Source organism: Leyella stercorea DSM 18206 (genome assembly GCF_000235885.1).
Lineage (GTDB): Bacteria > Bacteroidota > Bacteroidia > Bacteroidales > Bacteroidaceae > Prevotella > Prevotella stercorea.
Window position 1 is genome coordinate 1 of record NZ_JH379474.1, and the last position, 18,788, is coordinate 18,788.

Genomic DNA, 18,788 nt, shown 5'->3' on the forward strand with positions numbered 1-18,788 from the left:
TTAAAAACACAACAATATTATTTGATCCACTATTGTTTTCCGATGGTAACAACCTAGGTATCATCAGAATATAATAACACATCCGAACGACACCATCTTATAACTTAGTACTGACGCAAAGCAGAAAGCAACTCGTTATTTTCTGGTTTTGCACCAATTGTTATGCGCAGACAATTCTCACACAAAGGCATATCTGCACAATTTTTAACTACGATTCCCTTATCTAACAGATATTTATATACAGCTTGAGCGTCTTCGAACTTCACAAGCAAAAAGTTTGTTTCTGAAGGATATACCTGAACACATATAGACAAATCCATAAAGGCAGAAATCATACGCTGGCGTTCAAGGATGATGAAGCGTACACGCTTCTCAGCTTCAAAAGTATCGCGCAATTGATCTATAGCCACCTTTTGTGACAATGAATTCAAACCAAACGGCAACGCCACCCTATTCAACATATTCACGAGTTCGCTACTTGCATAAAGCATAGCAACGCCAATAGCGGCACATCCCCATGAATTATCCATTGTATTCAAGACAACAAGATTATCAAACTTTCCTAACCGTGTACGCCATGATAACTGACTACTAAAGTCAACATACGATTCGTCTACAACAACTATTCCGTCGAACATCTCTAACAGTACTTCAACCTCTGCAGGATTTGCAGCAATACCTGTCGGTGTATTCGGTGAACAAAGCCAAATAAGTTTTGTCTTCTCATCACATTGCTCCAATACTCGATCAGCATTCAATTGAAAATCGGCATCCAAAAGTACACTTCTATTCTCAACACAATTCAACTCTGCCATCGTCCTATATACATCATACGTAGGCTCAACAATCACAACATTATCAACACCTGGCGTACAGAAGCAACGATACATGGAATCCACCAAAGCATAACGCCCATTTGCAATAAACACATTCGCAGTTTGAACATTCTTAATTTTAGCTATTGACGCCTTCAATACAGCCATCGAAGAGTCTGGATAGCGATTATATGGTGAATTATATGGGTTCTCGTCTCTATCGAGCCATACACACGATTCTGTACGCACCCGACTATCATTGTCTGAGACTTGCATATTCAACACATTTGTACGTACCAATTCCTTTAATGGTTTCATAAACAACAATTCAAAAAGTTTAACCCAAATATTAACACGCAAAAGTAAGTTATTTTTAGGTATTATGCAAGATTTATTGTACTTTTGTAGACTATTGAGAACAAGTTTATATGCAGGCAAAATTAATCGTCACCCTTCTTTTTATATTAAGCATTAGTGCTTGTACTGAAAGACAACAATCCACGCAAACCCCATGGGGAGACACATTCGGCACAGACACTGTATCATCGAACGCTTTCTCGCTCAGAGATATTCTGGAAAGCGGCGAAATGGTCGTTTTAACAATAAGCGGCCCTAATACTTATTACGAATACAGAGGCAAACAAATGGGTACACAATATCTTCTATGCGAGAAATTCGCACAGAAAATCGGTGTATCGCTACGTGTGGAAGTTTGCAAAAGCATAGATGAAATGATCAAAAAATTCAACGCAGGCGATGCAGATATTATTGTATATCAGATACCGACATCCACAAAAGGCACAATACCATGTGGCTATAGTACAAACAACGGAAAGTTAGCATGGGCGGTGAGGACTGACAACACCGAATTGGCAGACAGCCTAAGGAGTTGGTATAAGCCAGAAATAGCAGAAAGTGTAAAACGGGAAGAGAAAGCACTTTTCTCTACACAAAGCATTCATCGTCGTGTATATGCCCCAATGCTGAACACACAAGCAGGCATTATCTCTAACTATGACCACCTTTTCAAGCGTTACGCACCAATTGCAAGATGGGACTGGCGTCTTCTTGCAGCCCAATGCTACCAAGAGTCGTGTTTCGACCCGAAGGCTTATTCGTGGGCAGGCGCAAAAGGACTGATGCAGATTATGCCCGAAACAGCGAAACACCTTGGACTTGCAGAGAGTGACGTGTATGAACCAGATCTAAACATTTATGCAGCAGCGCGTTACATCAACGAGTTAAACACACGCTTTACGGACATACGAAACCCTGAAGAGCGCAAATTCTTCATCCTTGCGAGTTACAATGGTGGCTTTTTCCATATACGTGATGCCATGGCGTTGGCAAAAAAGAACGGCAAAAACCCACGCAAATGGATACACGTAGCTGAATATGTACTCAAGCTCAGCACTCCGGAATACTATAATGACCCTGTTGTAAAATACGGATATATGCGTGGTAGCGAGACTGCCAACTACGTTAGTGCCATATATAGCCGCTGGCAGAAGTATCGAGGCGTCAGAAATGCATCGTCATTAGCCCCAACCGATGATGTTCCAACCGTTTATGAGCCACACAAGGCAAGTAAGAAGCACCGTTTCAGACTCAAAAACGTTAAAGATAATTAATAAAACAAACACATATTATATATAATTGTATCGTTACGAGAAAATATGCGTACCTTTGCAACTCGATTTAATAATTCACATAAAGTCTAACTTTATTAATTTTCAATTTTTACTAATTTTATGTCAAATTTAAAGAACGTACAGCCATTGGCAGACTTCAATTGGGACGAGTTTGAGAATGGAAGTAGCTTGAACGTAAGCAAGCAGGAGCTTGAGAAGGCTTATGACGAAACACTTAACAAGGTATCTGAGCATCAGGTAGTTGAGGGTACTGTAATCTCTATCGACAAGAAAGAGGTTATCGTAAACATCGGTTACAAGAGCGACGGTATCATCCCTGCATCTGAATTCCGTTACAACCCGGAGCTGAAGGTAGGCGACAAGGTTGAGGTTTATGTAGAGAACCAGGAGGACCGCAAGGGTCAGCTCGTACTCTCTCACAAGAAGGCTCGTCTTAGCAAGAGCTGGGAGCGTGTTAACGCAGCTCTTGAGAACGAAGAAGTTATCCAGGGTTACATCAAGTGCCGCACTAAGGGTGGCATGATTGTTGATGTATTCGGAATTGAGGCATTCCTCCCAGGAAGCCAGATTGACGTTCACCCAATACGCGACTACGACGTATTCGTAGGCAAAACAATGGAGTTCAAGGTTGTTAAGATCAATCAGGAGTTCCGCAACGTAGTTGTTTCTCACAAGGCTCTTATTGAAGCAGAGTTGGAAGCACAGAAGAAGGAGATCATCGGCAAGCTCGAGAAGGGTCAGATCCTCGAGGGTACAGTTAAGAACATCACATCTTACGGTGTATTCGTTGACCTCGGTGGTGTTGACGGTCTCATCCACATCACAGACCTCTCTTGGGGCCGCGTAAGCGATCCGCACGAGGTTGTAGCACTCGACCAGAAGATTAACGTTGTTATCCTCGACTTCGATGACGAGAAGAAGCGTATCGCTCTCGGTCTGAAGCAGCTCACTCCACACCCATGGGATGCTCTCGACGAGAACCTCAAGGTAGGCGATCACGTTAAGGGTAAGGTAGTTGTTATCGCTGATTACGGTGCATTCGTTGAGATCGCTCCGGGCGTTGAGGGTCTTATCCACGTTTCAGAGATGAGCTGGAGCCAGCACCTCCGTTCAGCACAGGAATTCCTCCACGTAGGCGACGAGGTAGAGGCAGTTATCCTCACACTCGACCGCGCAGAGCGCAAGATGTCTCTCGGCATCAAGCAGCTTAAGGAAGATCCATGGGAGGCTATCGAGGTTAAGTACCCGGTAGGCAGCAAGCACACTGCTAAGGTTCGCAACTTCACCAACTTCGGTATCTTCGTAGAGCTTGAGGAAGGTGTTGATGGTCTCATCCACATCTCCGACCTCTCTTGGACAAAGAAAGTAAAGCATCCTTCAGAGTTCACACAGGTAGGTGCAAGCATCGACGTTGTTGTTCTCGAAATCGACAAGGAGAATCGTCGTCTCAGCCTTGGTCACAAGCAGCTTGAGGAGAATCCTTGGGATACATACGAGACTCTCTACACACCGGGTTCTGTACACACAGGCAAGATTACAGAGATGATGGACAAGGGTGCTGTTATCACTCTCAACGAGGGTGGTGAGGGTTTCGCTACTCCTAAGCACCTCGTTAAGGAGGATGGCACACAGGCACAGCTTGGTGAGGAGCTCGAGTTCAAGGTAATTGAGTTCGTTAAGGAGACAAAGCGTATCATTCTTTCACATAGCCGCACATTTGAGGCTGCTAAGGACGAGGTTAAGGCTCCACGCAAGCACAACACTGCTAAGAAGGAGGCTGCTCCAGTTATCAACAATGTAGCTGCAAGCACAACTCTCGGTGACCTCGACGCTCTTGCAGAGCTCAAGGCTAAGATGGAGAAGGGCGAATAATTGATATTTGCATCCATAAATACAATTAATAAGAAGGCGATTGCTCATAGCAGTCGCCTTTTTTAATTGCCATTCAAATCAGACAACCTCTATGTTAATGCGTGTTAACGAACAAAAATACAACAAATAATTATCGCCATATTTCAAATAAAATCAGTAACTTTGCAAAACAATAATCCAAAACACTTACGTTTCTGTTCTGAAACGTAGCTTTCCAATTAAAATTTTATTTATGTATAGCAAAGACGAACTATCAGATAAGAATACTTCCGAATTGCAGGACATTGCAACCAACTTAGACATTGATGTTCAAGATAACACCAATAATGAAGAGTTAGTATATGCAATCCTTGACAGACAAGCAGAAGTAGAAGGCAATAAGAATCCTTTAGGAGGTACCAAACGCCGTCGTACACGCATTGTCAAGAAAGACACCGACAAAGTGTATACAGTAAATGGTTCTGAAGGAGAAAATTTCGATGTTAAGAAGAATAAAGTAGCAGCAACTAATACCGAACCAACAAAAGTTGTAGAACCCGAAACTACAACTTCAAACGATGAAACTTTATCACCCGAAGAGTTGCTCAAAGCAATTCCTAAACATCGCGGACGCAAATCTAAGAAAGAACTCGAATTGTTGTCGGCTATAGAGGCACGCAAGCAGCAGATGCCTACGGACGAACAAGAAGATGCCGTTCCATCAGAAATATCAAAAACTAATACCGACGAGCCTCTTCCCTATGTAGCAGACAGCACTGACATAGAAGACACCAATAAAGACGATACGGATACAAATAACATCAATACAAATGATGTTATACCAGAAGAAGCCTTCCATGGTGAGCCCCATCCAGAAAATCAACTTCCTGATACAAGTTTAATCGAGCAGTTGCAGGCAAAGATAAATGCTCACAACTCTTCAAATGAAGAAGAGTCAGAGATGCCTCACGACATGTATTGGGATGAAGATCCTGCTGACGGCACCGATTTCATCACCGTAGTTGATTTGCCTATTGAAGACCAAGGTGTTGTACCAACATACGACATGTTCGACAATCCTACCAACAACAATATGCCACAGGATCAGGCAGGAGCATATCAACAGCAGGAACCTGCAGAGCCGCTTTTCGACTTCACCGACCTTATCACAGCTAACGGTGTGCTTGAAGTGATGCCGGACGGTTATGGTTTCTTGCGTTCAAGCGACTACAACTATCTGTCTTCCCCTGACGACGTATACGTATCTACACAGCAAATCAAGTGCTACGGTCTCAAGACCGGTGACGTTGTCGAGTGTCATGTACGTCCACCGCATGATGGTGAAAAATACTTCCCACTTACAAGTATTGACCTTATCAATGGCAGAGAGCCCATGGAAGTGCGCGACCGCATCGCTTTCGAACACCTCACCCCACTCTTCCCAGACGAGAAGTTCAATCTCTGTGGCGACAAGGCTACAACAAATCTTAGCACTCGCATTGTAGATATCTTCTCACCTATCGGTAAGGGTCAGCGCGCCCTCATTGTGGCTCAGCCAAAAACCGGTAAGACAATCTTGATGAAGGACATCGCCAACGCCATTGCAGCCAACCACCCCGAGGCATATCTGATGATGCTTCTTATCGACGAACGTCCAGAGGAGGTTACCGATATGGCTCGCACCGTGAATGCAGAAGTTATCGCCTCTACATTCGATGAGCCTGCAGAACGCCATGTAAAGATTGCAGGCATAGTACTTGAGAAGGCAAAGCGTATGGTAGAATGTGGACACGATGTCGTTATATTCCTCGACTCAATCACTCGCCTTGCGCGTGCATATAACACCGTATCGCCAGCATCAGGCAAAGTGCTTACTGGTGGTGTGGACGCTAATGCTCTTCAGAAGCCGAAGCGTTTCTTCGGTGCAGCACGTAACATTGAAGGTGGCGGTTCGCTTACAATCATTGCAACAGCACTCATCGATACAGGTTCGAAGATGGACGAAGTAATCTTCGAGGAATTCAAGGGTACGGGCAACATGGAGTTGCAGCTCGACCGCTCACTCTCCAACAAGCGTATATTCCCGGCTGTCAACCTTGTTGCTTCAAGCACACGCCGCGACGATCTGCTTCAGGACAAAACCACACTCGACCGTATGTGGATACTGCGCAAGTACATTGCCGACATGAACCCGATAGAGGCGATGAACACCATCCACGACAGCATGAGCAAAACCCGCGACAACGAGGAATTCCTATTATCTATGAATTCTTAAGATGGAGAAATACATTGAAATCAAAGGTGCACGTGTCAACAACCTAAAGAACGTGAGCCTTAAGATACCACGCGATAAGTTTATCGTTATTACCGGAGTCTCTGGCTCCGGTAAATCGTCGCTGGCTTTCGACACATTGTATGCCGAAGGTCAGCGACGTTATGTTGAATCGCTATCGTCTTATGCCCGACAGTATTTGGGCAGAATGTGCAAGCCTGAGTGCGATTTCATAAAGGGGTTGCCACCGGCTATAGCCATAGAACAGAAGGTAATATCACGCAATCCGCGAAGCACAGTCGGCACCACAACCGAGATCTACGAATACCTGCGCCTGCTCTTTGCACGCATAGGCCACACTTATTCACCTATTAGCGGCAACGAGGTGAAGGTCCACACCGTAGAGGATGTGATTGAATGTACACGCCAATATTCCGAAGGCACCAAGTTTGCAGTGCTCAGTCCACTTACGTTGGTCGAAGGCAGAGATATAGCCACACAACTTTCTTCGGAGATAAAGCAAGGCTATTCGCGCATCTTCTACAAAAACGAGTTTGTAAGAATTGACGATTTCATCGCTAATACAACAGTATTGCAATCAGCAAATGTTGCAGACATCTTCATCCTCATCGACCGAATGAGTGTCAGCAACAACAAAGATACAATCTCACGCCTCACCGACTCTGTAGAGACGGCTTTCTATGAAGGCAATGGCAGTTGCCGCATTGTTTTCTTCCCAGCCAACCTCGTCTACGACTTCTCTACAAAGTTTGAAGCCGATGGCATGACTTTCGAGAAACCAAACGACAATATGTTCTCGTTCAACTCGCCTGCCGGTGCCTGTCCGGAATGTGAGGGCTATGGCAAAGTGATTGGAATAGACGAGAACCTCGTTATACCCAACTCCTCGCTCAGTGTATATGACGGTTGTGTGCAATGCTGGCATGGCGAGAAGCTCGGCATGTGGATGAAGGAGTTCTGCCGACGAGCAGCCAACGACAACTTCCCTATCTTCACCCCCTACTTCGAGCTGACCGCAACACAGAAGGCAATGTTGTGGCATGGTCTGCCGTCTGACAAGCACTTAAGTCAAAGAGAGCAAGTGAGCATTGATGCCTTCTTCCAAATGGTGAAGGAGAATCAGCATAAGATACAATACCGCGTACTGCTCAGCCGTTATCGTGGCAAAACAATATGCCCCAAATGTCATGGCACCCGACTGCGCCCGGAAGCCACATGGGTAAAGATTGGAGGCATGAGCATCACCGAACTTATCGAGAAATCGGTAGACAATCTGAAGGCGTGGTTCGACAACCTTGTATTGGAAGGAAACGAGAAGAAGATTGCCGAGCGACTGCTGCACGAGATTACGAGTCGCCTGCAGTTCTTGCAGGATGTGGGTTTGGGCTACCTCACACTCAACCGCCCATCAAACACATTGAGTGGTGGCGAGAGTCAGCGCATTAACCTCACAACAAATCTTGGCAGTTCGCTCGTCGGATCGGTATATATTCTTGACGAGCCGAGCATCGGTCTGCACAGCCGCGACACCGACAAACTCATACACGTGTTACGCGAACTGCAGAAACTGCATAACACAGTAATTGTTGTGGAACACGACGAAGAGATAATGCGTGCAGCCGACTACATTGTCGACGTTGGTCCTGATGCCGGACGTCTTGGTGGCGAAATTGTGTTTGAAGGTTCTATTGAGGACATTCTCAACCAAAGCGCTGATCAGCGATCCGACAAACCAGAAACCAACAGCCACACGGTGCGCTATCTTACCGGACAGGACATTATTCCTGTTCCACAATCGCGCCGTCCTTGGAACATGTCGGTAGACATAAAAGGCGCACGCATGAACAACTTGCGTGGCATCGACGTGAAGATACCGCTGAACGTGATGACCGTAGTCACAGGTGTGAGCGGTTCTGGCAAGTCGTCGCTGATAAAAGGTATCCTCTACCCTGCCCTCAAGCGCCATCTCAACGAGGTGGCTGACATGCCTGGCGACTACTCTTCACTCGAAGGCGACTGGAACAAACTCTCGCACGTAGAGTTCGTAGACCAGAACCCGATAGGCAAAAGCACACGCTCGAACCCTGCCACTTACGTGAAAGCCTACGATGCAATACGCCAGCTCTTTGCCGACCAGCCACTTGCCAAGCAAGAGGGATATACGGCGCAATACTTCTCATTCAACGCCGAAGGCGGTAGATGTGAGGAATGTAAAGGCGCAGGAGTGGTGACGGTTGAGATGCAGTTCATGGCAGACTTGGTATTGAAGTGCGACGCATGTCACGGACATCGTTTCAAGAAGGAAATCCTTGACGTTCGATATCACGGCAAGAATATATATGATGTGCTTGAGATGACCGTCTCGGAGGCAATCGCGTTCTTCACCGAGCATGGCAACAACAACATCGTTACGCGTCTGAAGCCGTTGGAAGATGTCGGCTTGGGCTACATCAAACTTGGACAGAACTCCTCGACCCTCTCCGGTGGTGAGAACCAGCGTGTAAAACTCGCTTACTTCATCAGTCAGGAACGTCAGGAGCCCACGATGTTCATCTTCGATGAGCCAACAACCGGCTTGCACTTCCACGACATTCATCGCTTGCTTGACTCATTCAACGCCCTCATAACACGTGGACACACCATTGTAATCATCGAGCATAACCTTGATGTCATCAAGTGCGGCGACTATATCATCGACTTAGGTCCAGAAGGAGGCAACAAAGGTGGAAACATTGTTTGTTGTGGCACTCCGGAGGACATCGTGCGTTGCAAAGAAAGTATAACCGGATATTATCTGCGCGAGAAGCTCACCAATAACAATGTTTAAACGCTTGTTTCATTGCGCTAAAGTGCTTGTTTCGCAACGCTAAAGTTGAACAAATGTAACATTAAAGCAGAACTCAAGTCATGGTGTACCGAACGCAACCCATCCGAGTTCCGTACGCAACCGACATAGACCCCGACCGCAACTTGATTAGGTTGCGGTCGGGGTCTATCATACATCTACCACTTTAAAAGCACTAAACAAGCAACTAACAACGAGATAATATTCAGTCGCAAAGGAAATAAACGTTAAAAAACTACTACAACATCCGAAAAAACATTCTTAAAAACACTTGCAAATAAAGAATTTTATGTAAGTTTGCATACGACAAACAATAAACCTAAAACTATGATATACGTAACCTTACCTACTACCACGGAAGAAAAGCGATTAACGTACTATCTTGCTATGGAGGAATACGTTGCACGACACATGGATAGCGACGATTATTTCTTCATGTGGCAAGTGACCCCTACCGTTATATTTGGTCGTAACCAGCTAATTCAGAGCGAAGTAAACTTGGAATACTGCCGCGCACATGGCATAAACACATTCCGTAGAAAAAGCGGTGGAGGCTGCGTATATGCCGACAAGAGCAACATTATGTTCTCATACATCACACATGACGAGAACGTAAACCTCACGTTCAGCAAATATATAGGTATGGTCGTAGATATGCTCCGCAAACTCGGAGTGCCGGCAACAGCAAGCGGACGCAACGATATAATGATTGGCGACCGCAAAGTGTCGGGCAATGCGTTCTACCACATACCCGGTCGAAGCATCGTACACGGCACTATGCTCTACGATACCAATATGCAGAACATGGTCGGAGCCATAACACCTTCGGACGAGAAACTCGTATCGAAGGGCATAAACAGTGTCAGACAGCACATCACGCTGCTTAAAGACCACATCGAGATGGACATTGAGGCGTTCAAGGCATTCGTCAAGAACGACCTCTGCAGTAGAGAGGTGGTGCTCGACAAGGCTGCAATGGACGAGATTTCGCGCATCGAAGAGGAATACCTGACGCCAGAATTCATCTACGGCAACAACCCACGATACAACATTCAGCGCCAAGGCAGAATAGAAGGTGTGGGCGACTTCGTCGTGAACATAGAGATGAAGAACGACGTAATAAAGGACGTGGACATCAAGGGCGACTACTTCCTCGTAGGCGATATCGGTCAGCAAGTGATAGCCCCACTCATCGACAAGCATCTCACTAAAGAAGATGTTGAAGCAGCCCTACCCGACCGACTCGACGATGTTATACTCAATCTGAAGAAAACCGACTTTGTTGAGCTTCTACTTAATAAATAATGTATAAGAAATAAACCTAAACACTACTAATATGGAAAAGAAAACATGTCTCTATGACAAGCACGTAGCTCTCGGAGCTTTGATGCAACCGTTTGGCGGATTTATCATGCCAATCCAGTACTCGAACATCACCGACGAGCACAACACTGTGCGCCAGCATTGTGGCGTTTTTGACGTGTCGCACATGGGCGAAGTTACAGTTAAGGGTCCTGACGCAGAACGCTACGTAAGCCATATCTTCACTAACGACGTGCGTGGAGCTGAGCCAGGCAAGATTTTCTACGGCATGATGTGCTACGAGAACGGTGGCACCGTTGACGACCTCTTGGTTTACAAGATGGCTGAAAACGACTTCTTCCTCGTTATCAATGCTGCAAACATTGACAAGGATGTAGAATGGATGAAAAGCCACTTGGAAGGTTTCGACGTAGAGTTCGAGAACCGCTCAGAATACTACGGGCAGCTCGCAGTGCAGGGTCCGGAGGCAGAACAAGTAGTAGAGGAAGTGCTCGGATTGGAGTGCAAGGACCTCGTGTTCTATACAACAAAGACTATTGACGTTGCAGGCGAAACAGTCATCATCAGCCGCACCGGTTATACCGGTGAGGATGGTTTCGAGATTTATGCTTCACACGCTTTCATCAACGAGCAGTGGGATAAGCTCATGGCTTCAGGTCGCTGCAAGCCTTGCGGACTCGGTTGCCGTGACACCCTTCGCTTCGAGGTTGGTCTGCCGCTCTACGGCGACGAACTCTCAAGCGAGATTTCGCCGGTAATGGCAGGCTTGAGCATGTTCTGCAAACTCGACAAACCTGAGTTCATCGGCAAGGAGGCTCTTGCTGCACAAAAGGCTGAAGGCGTAAAGCAGAAGGTGGTAGGCATCGAGCTCAGCGACCGCGCTATTCCACGTCACGGATATAAGGTGCTCCATGAGGGTGAAGAAATTGGTGAGGTAACTACCGGCTACCACACCATCTCTTCAGACAAGTCGGTCTGCATGGCCCTCATCGACGCACGCTTCGCAAAGCTCGGCACAGAGCTTGAGATTCAGATCAGAAAGAAGACCTTCCCTGGCGTTGTCGTAAAGAAGAAGTTCTACGACAAGCACTACAAGAAGTAATCACATAACAATTCATAGGAGGGTATGGCATCCTTGCCATACCCACGCACCCCTATCTACGCACCCCTATAATACAAGAATAAAATTTAATCTAAATAACAATTAAAAAACAAATCTATTATGGCAAAAGTAATTGAAGGACTCTTCTATTCAGAGTCACACGAATATGTAAAGGTTGAAGGCGATTTCGCTTATGTAGGTATCACAGACTATGCTCAGCACGCATTGGGCAACGTGGTTTACGTTGACATGCCTGAGGTAGACGACGAGGTTGAAGCCGATGAGGACTTCGGTGCTGTAGAAAGCGTGAAGGCTGCCAGCGACCTTATCTCTCCGGTTTCGGGTACTGTTGTTGAAGTGAACGAAGCTCTCGAGGACAAACCAGAGCTTCTCAACGAGGATGCTTTCGAGAACTGGATCATGAAGGTTCAGCTGTCAGACAAGTCTGAGCTCGACGCTCTTATGGATGCTACTGCATACGAGGAGTTGTGCAACAAAGAATAACCGAAGCACATCAAATCACCCAGTGTCAGCTTAACAGCTGGCAATAAACCGATCAAACTATGAACTTCAAATTTTTTCCACATACCAAGGAAGAAATAGAACAGATGCTCAAGCAGGCCGGCATGAATTCGCTCGACGATCTCTATGCCGACGTGCCTGAGCAGATTCGCTTCCGTGGTGAATACGATTTACCCGAACCGATGAGCGAGACAGAAATTCGCTCATTGTTCGAGAAACTCGGCGAGAAGAATCGCCGATTGACTGTGTTTGCAGGAGCAGGATGCTACGACCATTACACACCAGCTGTAGTGCCGAACATCATCTCGCGCTCTGAGTTCCTCACAAGCTACACTCCGTATCAGGCAGAGATTTCGCAGGGTACACTCCACTACATCTTCGAATACCAGAGCATGATGGCTGAACTCACCGGCATGGACGTATCAAACGCATCCATGTACGACGGCTCTACCGCTACAGCCGAGGCTGCAATCATGGCTCTTGCTTCTACAAAGAAGACCGACACGGTGCTCGTTTCTGCTTCTGTAGACCCGAAGGTACTTAATGTAGTGAAGACATACGCTCACTTCCACGGCTTCAACGTGGAGCTTATCCCAGAGAACGACGGTGCTACAGACAAGGCACATATGGACGCACGCTTGGAAAAGGGCGGCGTAGCTGGCGTAATCGTTCAACAGCCTAACTATCATGGTATTGTTGAAGACTTCACGGGCTTTGCTGATTCATGTCATGCACAGAAATCGTTGTTCATCGTGAACAGCGTGGCTGCCGACCTCGCATTGCTAAAAACTCCAGGCGAATGGGGTGCTGACGTAGCAGTAGGCGACGGACAGTCGGTGGGTATTCCGATGGCATTCGGTGGACCGTCTGTAGGCTATATGTGCTGCACAGAAAAGCTCATGCGCAAGATGCCGGGACGTATCGTCGGCAAGACTGTAGACAATCGCGGACAACGCGTATTCGTCCTTACATTGCAGGCCCGCGAACAGCATATCCGCCGTCAGAAGGCTACATCGAACATCTGCTCTAACGAGTCGCTGATGGCTCTCTTCGTCACCATCTATATGTCTGTAATGGGCAAGGAAGGTGTGAAGGAGGCTGCTCAGATATCATACGATGGTGCTCATTATCTGCACGACGCTTTGATTGCAACCGATTTGTTCTCAAACAAATACGAGCGTCCGTTCTTCAATGAGTTCTGCGTTAAGTACAACGGCGACGTTGACCGCTTGCAGCAGCGCTTCATCGAGAACGGCATCTTAGGCGGTGTGAAGGTTGACACAGACACATTGATGTTTGCCGTTACCGAAAAGCGCACTAAGGAAGAAATTGATAAACTCGTTAATATTGCAAAGGAGGAAAAGCTATGAACAATCGTCTTTATGGAAACTTGATTTTTGAGTTGTCTAAACCCGGACGCCGTGGCTACTCGCTCCCTAAGAACGAGTTCGGACATCACGAGGTGCCGGCAAAAATGCGTCGCAACGAAGATGCCAAATTGCCGGAGTGTGACGAGCTGACAGTGGTACGCCACTACACCAATCTTAGCGCAAACAACTTCGGTGTCAACAACGGCTTCTACCCTCTCGGTAGCTGTACAATGAAGTACAATCCTATCATCAATGAGGAGATAGCTGCTTTGCCGCAGTTCGCAGCATTACACCCATTGCAACCTGAGGATACATGCCAGGGCGCATTGCAAGTGTACTACGACATGCAGAAGGCTCTCTCTGCAATAACCGGTTTGGAGGAGTTCACACTCAATCCGTTTGCAGGTGCTCACGGCGAGCTTACCGGTTTGATGATTATCCGTGCATATCATCAGAGCCGTGGCGACTTGAAGCGTACAAAGGTTATCGTACCCGACTCTGCTCACGGCACAAACCCGGCTTCAGCAGCTGTCTGCGGCTTAGAGATTGTGGAAGTGAAGTCTACAGCTCAGGGCGTGGTTGACGTTAACGACCTTCGCGGTCTGCTTGACGACACCGTAGCTGCTGTGATGATGACTAACCCGAACACGTTGGGACTCTTCGAGCGCGAGATACCTGAGATACAGAAACTCGTTCACGAGTGTGGTGGCTTGATGTACTACGACGGAGCAAACCTCAACCCGATGCTCGGCGTTTGCCGTCCTGGCGACATGGGCTTCGACGTTATGCACATCAACCTGCACAAGACATTCTCTACACCTCACGGCGGTGGCGGTCCTGGTTCTGGTCCTGTCGGCGTACGTAAGGGATTGGAGCAGTTCTTGCCTGTACCGAAGGTTGAGAAGGTAGGCGATCGTTATCGCATCGTAACTTCAAACGATCAGAACTTCAACGTGCATGTTGGTGAGTTCTTTGGCAACTACGCAGTTATGCTCCGCGCATACACCTACATCCTCACTCTCGGCAAGGAACATATACGCATGGTTGGTCCGCTTGCTACACTCAACGCTAACTACATCAAGGAAGCATTGAAGGATGTATATGAATTGCCAATACCAACAGTCTGCAAACACGAGTTCGTGTTCAACGGTTTGAAGGACAAGTCAACGGGTGTGACAACAATGGACGTAGCAAAACGCTTGCTCGACTACGGCTATCACGCTCCTACAATTTACTTCCCGCTACTGTTCCACGAGGCAATGATGATTGAGCCGACAGAAAACGAAAGCAAGGAAACGCTCGACGAGTTCATCGCTGTTCTGCGTAAGATTGCAGAGGAGGCAAAGGCAACTCCGGAAGATGTGAAGACAGCTCCGCATAACACTCCAACCGGTCGTGTTGATGATGTACTGGCTGCCAAGCAACCGATACTTACCTGGAAGCAGCTTTCCAACTAATTAACCATAAAGGGTGTGTTAAAATAGAACATTATACATATAGGCTCAGCCCGATAAATTCTATTTTGGCACACCTTTTTAATATCAACTATAAACAAAATGACAAAAACAAATCTTATCATTATAGGTTCGGGACCCGGAGGCTATCGTGCTGCGCACTATGCTGCACAACATGGACTCACCGTGACCATCATTGAAGCAGCCGAGGCTGGAGGCACATGCTTGAACCGCGGCTGTATACCGACAAAGACTCTCTGTCGAAACGCAGAAGTTATAGACACCATGCAACATGCTGATGTCTTCGGCGTGGTACTTGATGGTTTCCAACTTCAATTCCCGAAAGTTATGGAGCGCAAGCAGCAGGTTGTAGAACAGCTGCGCAGTGGCATCGAGACTCTGATGCAGACTCCGGGCATTACCTTCGTTCGTGGTTTCGCTCACTTCAAGGACAGCAAGACTGTTGTTGTTGGCGACGAAGAGTACACAGCCGACAACATTATGATAGCTACCGGCAGCGACTCGAAGTGTCCACCAATAGAAGGCACAACATTACCGGGCGTTATCACATCTACAGAACTTCTCGACATCGACAATATTCCTGAGCGTTTGTGCATCATCGGTGCAGGAGTTATCGGTATGGAGTTCGCTTCCGTGTTCAGCAGCTTCGGTAGCAAGGTGAGTGTGATTGAGTTCCTTAAGGAGTGTTTGCCGGTTCTCGATTCGGACATCGCAAAGCGTCTGCGCCAGACTATCGGCAAACGCGGCGTAGAGTTCTCTATGCAGTCGGCTGTCAAGTCAATCGCAGAGACAACTACAGAGGACGGCAAGCGCCAGCTCACAGTAACGTACGAGAAGAAGGGCAAGCCTGCGCAGGTGGATGCAGACGTTGTGCTCATTGCAACCGGTCGCAAGCCGAACATCGAAGGTCTTGACCTCGAACTCGCAGGCGTTGAATACTCGCCGAAGGGAATCGCTGTAGACGATGATTTCCGCACAAACGTTGAAAGCATATATGCCATCGGCGATGTAAATGGACGCTGTATGCTCGCTCATGCAGCAACCTTCCAAGGGCTGCATGTCGTAAACAAGATTCTCGGCAAAGAGGACGAAATCAATTTTGATGTTATGCCGTCAGCAATCTTCACTTATCCTGAAGCAGCAAGCGTAGGCAAGAGCGAAGACCAACTGAAAGCAGAGGGATGCGAATACGAATGCCGTAAGGGCTTCCACCGTTCTAACGGCAAGGCACTCGCCATGAACGAGACAGACGGCATGGTGAAGTTGTTTGTAAATAAAGCGGACGGAAAAATCCTCGGTTGTCATGCCTTTGGAGCACACTCGTCAGACATGGTGCAGGAGATTTCCGCTCTGATGAGTAAAGGTGCAACCATCACTGACCTTGCAAATGCAATCCATATCCACCCAACCATTGGAGAGATTTTGCATGACATAGCACTATAATGCAACCAACAAAAGACATAAGAAATGGGACTATAGACAGTTTGTTCTATAGCCCCATTTCTTTATTTACTGATATCTAAAACTATTGGTTTGATATTAAAACCTTTTTACCGTCAACAATGTACGTACCTGGCATAAGGTCGCAATTGCTATCGCCTACATACATACCACTTATATTATACACTTTATGGTCCTTTGGTTGTAAGTTAGCATCTATAGCAATAACATCGGTAGCTTCTGAATCAGCATTGTAGCTTAATATCTTATTCACCGCATCCTTTGGAATAACAAAGTATGCCCTCATGCCATTCATCGTATGATTAGTTTCAGATGGTCGGAAGAATCTATTTTCGCTGCCAAGAAACACGTGTGTTCCATCAATGTACAAGTCGGTAGGCTCGTACACGCCTTGCATGTAATATCCATCCTTACCTACCTGAAGTGTAGGATTAGCCTTCATAGCTATTTTAACGTCATCAAACACTACTCCGTCTATATCCGTATTAGGTTTTATAAGATATGGTACACCTGCCTCAATATTCTCTTCTGTCTTAAAAAACATTGTTGTTCCCTCCATGTGATCGAATGTTCGCAAGTCTACACAGTCAACCCCGAATGCCTTTGCTAATTGTTGCTGACTGATATTAAAAGGCAGACATATCGTGTACCACTTTCCATCATTGACAAAACGTCTATTTAACTTGAATTGTACAAGCTTGTCATCGTTCTGCTTCAGTGTCTCAACAGTCTTTGTATCCTTCTCATCAATATCAAGAGGTGGAATTGAACTGATAAATATCTCTATTTTCTTAATAAAAAAGATACTTGCTGCACTTAGACAGAAAGATGTAGCCCCAATACGTTCTGTAAATTCGTACTCGCTTGTGCCATCGACCTCTCCTTTGCCATTTTCCGTATATATTGTGTTATCTATACCAGCAATAGTAGGTCTTGTTGCTGTACTCTTTTGATCAAAGGTAACTCTAACAATAAAACCATCGTCTGCATCAAAATCTGGTGTTTTAAGAAAGTCGGATCCTCCTTCTCTCTTCGTTAAAAAGCCATGACTATCCCTATAACTCATTTTAAGCCTAAAAGGATAAGCATCCCCATTAGTTGAAATAAATTGATAGTTTCTCCAAGTAAGATCTGAGTTTTCTGGTATTTTGGTAGTAACAGCAGCAAAGGCTCCGTCAGAAGCCGAGAATACAATTGTAGGATTACCTAATCTGTCTTTATATATCAAGGTATAGGAGTCTTCTGATCCTTTATACATATCAGAACCTGCATACTTAGCAGTTATAGTTGTCGTTCCAAAATCTTTTAGCGTCACTTCTCCAGTTGACGCATCTACAGATGCAACATTCTCATCACTACTTGAATATGCAAGTTGTGCATCAGTAAGTTCAGCACCATTATCAAGCAGAACCGTAGCTGTAGGTAAAGTATATTGCTTGCCTTTGAGTATCGTCAAGGATGTTGAGCTAAATTTGACTGAAGTTGGTTGTAAAGTTGGAGGTTCAGGAGGATTAGGAGGAACTACTTCACCAGTACTTCTATATAATGATATCATTCGAACATCTTGCTTATAATAGTCAGAATTGTAACAAGTAAATAATTTAGAATTGTCACTATAAAGAAGAGATCTTTTTACATTTTTTGCAAAAAAGACATTAACATAATCTGTGAAAAATGTTATTTCAACTTTGGAAGTTTCATCTGGTACATCCTTCAATTTACAAGCATTTGCAGTACCTGCTGACGCATTTGACAAATATAGACCATCTGCAGTTTTCAAATAATAGTAATTACCATTTTTTTCAACCTTAAGAGTTGTAACCTTATCACTTGCCGTTACAATTCCATTGTCTAAATTTACACCTACAGAATTAAAACCCGTTGTTCCTTCCCATTCCGAAAGAGCACGTTTATAATACTCATTAACGACAATGAAACCTTCAGCACTTTCCAACTCCGAAATACTATTGATTCGAGTAAACGTACGTTCCTCTGCACGCACAGACACACTTGTTCCTGCAATCAGGCAAACAAGCACAAACAAATAATTTAATATCCTTAAATTGATATTCATCTAAT

At 45.9% G+C, this 18,788-nt stretch carries 12 protein-coding genes; 10 read left to right on the forward strand and 2 right to left on the reverse strand.

Annotated features, from left to right (window positions below):
- Nucleotides 1-104 precede the first annotated feature (104 nt).
- Entirely contained in the window at nucleotides 105-1,133 is a 1,029-nt protein-coding gene (locus HMPREF0673_RS12540; protein WP_040597045.1) for an aminotransferase class I/II-fold pyridoxal phosphate-dependent enzyme, read from the reverse strand.
- Nucleotides 1,134-1,243: 110 nt separating this feature from the next.
- On the opposite strand from HMPREF0673_RS12540, the gene HMPREF0673_RS12545 reads away from it, so the two are divergent.
- From HMPREF0673_RS12545 to lpdA, 10 genes are all read left to right on the forward strand, one after another.
- Nucleotides 1,244-2,446 (forward strand): MltF family protein, encoded by a 1,203-nt coding sequence (locus HMPREF0673_RS12545; protein ID WP_007903186.1) that lies wholly within the window; start codon nucleotides 1,244-1,246, stop codon nucleotides 2,444-2,446.
- 120 nt (nucleotides 2,447-2,566) lie between these two features.
- Nucleotides 2,567-4,339, forward strand: coding sequence for a 30S ribosomal protein S1 (gene rpsA, locus HMPREF0673_RS12550; RefSeq protein WP_007903187.1), 1,773 nt, complete (start codon nucleotides 2,567-2,569; stop codon nucleotides 4,337-4,339).
- Nucleotides 4,340-4,571: 232 nt separating this feature from the next.
- The gene (gene rho, locus HMPREF0673_RS12555) at nucleotides 4,572-6,593 is read left to right on the forward strand and encodes a transcription termination factor Rho (protein ID WP_007903189.1); all 2,022 of its coding nucleotides are present in this window, start codon (nucleotides 4,572-4,574) and stop codon (nucleotides 6,591-6,593) included.
- A 1-nt stretch (nucleotide 6,594) separates the two neighbouring features.
- Nucleotides 6,595-9,438, forward strand: a complete 2,844-nt coding sequence (uvrA, locus tag HMPREF0673_RS12560; RefSeq protein WP_007903191.1) for an excinuclease ABC subunit UvrA — start codon at nucleotides 6,595-6,597, stop codon at nucleotides 9,436-9,438.
- Nucleotides 9,439-9,783: 345 nt separating this feature from the next.
- Complete coding sequence (locus tag HMPREF0673_RS12565) at nucleotides 9,784-10,761, forward strand: lipoate--protein ligase (protein ID WP_007903193.1); 978 nt, start codon at nucleotides 9,784-9,786, stop codon at nucleotides 10,759-10,761.
- A gap of 31 nt (nucleotides 10,762-10,792) precedes the next feature.
- A complete protein-coding gene (gene gcvT / locus HMPREF0673_RS12570; RefSeq protein WP_007903195.1) occupies nucleotides 10,793-11,881 on the forward strand; it encodes a glycine cleavage system aminomethyltransferase GcvT in 1,089 nt (362 codons plus the stop codon).
- A 120-nt stretch (nucleotides 11,882-12,001) separates the two neighbouring features.
- Nucleotides 12,002-12,385, forward strand: coding sequence for a glycine cleavage system protein GcvH (gene gcvH / locus HMPREF0673_RS12575; protein ID WP_007903197.1), 384 nt, complete (start codon nucleotides 12,002-12,004; stop codon nucleotides 12,383-12,385).
- Between the two features lie 59 nt (nucleotides 12,386-12,444).
- Nucleotides 12,445-13,773: an aminomethyl-transferring glycine dehydrogenase subunit GcvPA gene (gcvPA, locus tag HMPREF0673_RS12580; protein WP_007903199.1), complete on the forward strand. Its 1,329-nt coding sequence runs from the start codon at nucleotides 12,445-12,447 to the stop codon at nucleotides 13,771-13,773.
- A complete protein-coding gene (gene gcvPB / locus HMPREF0673_RS12585) occupies nucleotides 13,770-15,230 on the forward strand; it encodes an aminomethyl-transferring glycine dehydrogenase subunit GcvPB (RefSeq protein WP_007903200.1) in 1,461 nt (486 codons plus the stop codon). Before gcvPA ends, gcvPB begins: the two co-directional genes overlap by 4 nt.
- Nucleotides 15,231-15,329: 99 nt before the next feature.
- Nucleotides 15,330-16,691, forward strand: a complete 1,362-nt coding sequence (lpdA, locus tag HMPREF0673_RS12590) for a dihydrolipoyl dehydrogenase (RefSeq protein WP_007903202.1) — start codon at nucleotides 15,330-15,332, stop codon at nucleotides 16,689-16,691.
- 82 nt (nucleotides 16,692-16,773) lie between these two features.
- Here lpdA and HMPREF0673_RS12595 read toward each other — a convergent pair whose 3' ends face one another.
- Nucleotides 16,774-18,783, reverse strand: a complete 2,010-nt coding sequence (locus HMPREF0673_RS12595) for an Ig-like domain-containing protein (protein ID WP_007903203.1) — start codon at nucleotides 18,781-18,783, stop codon at nucleotides 16,774-16,776.
- Between the last annotated feature and the right edge of the window lie 5 nt (nucleotides 18,784-18,788).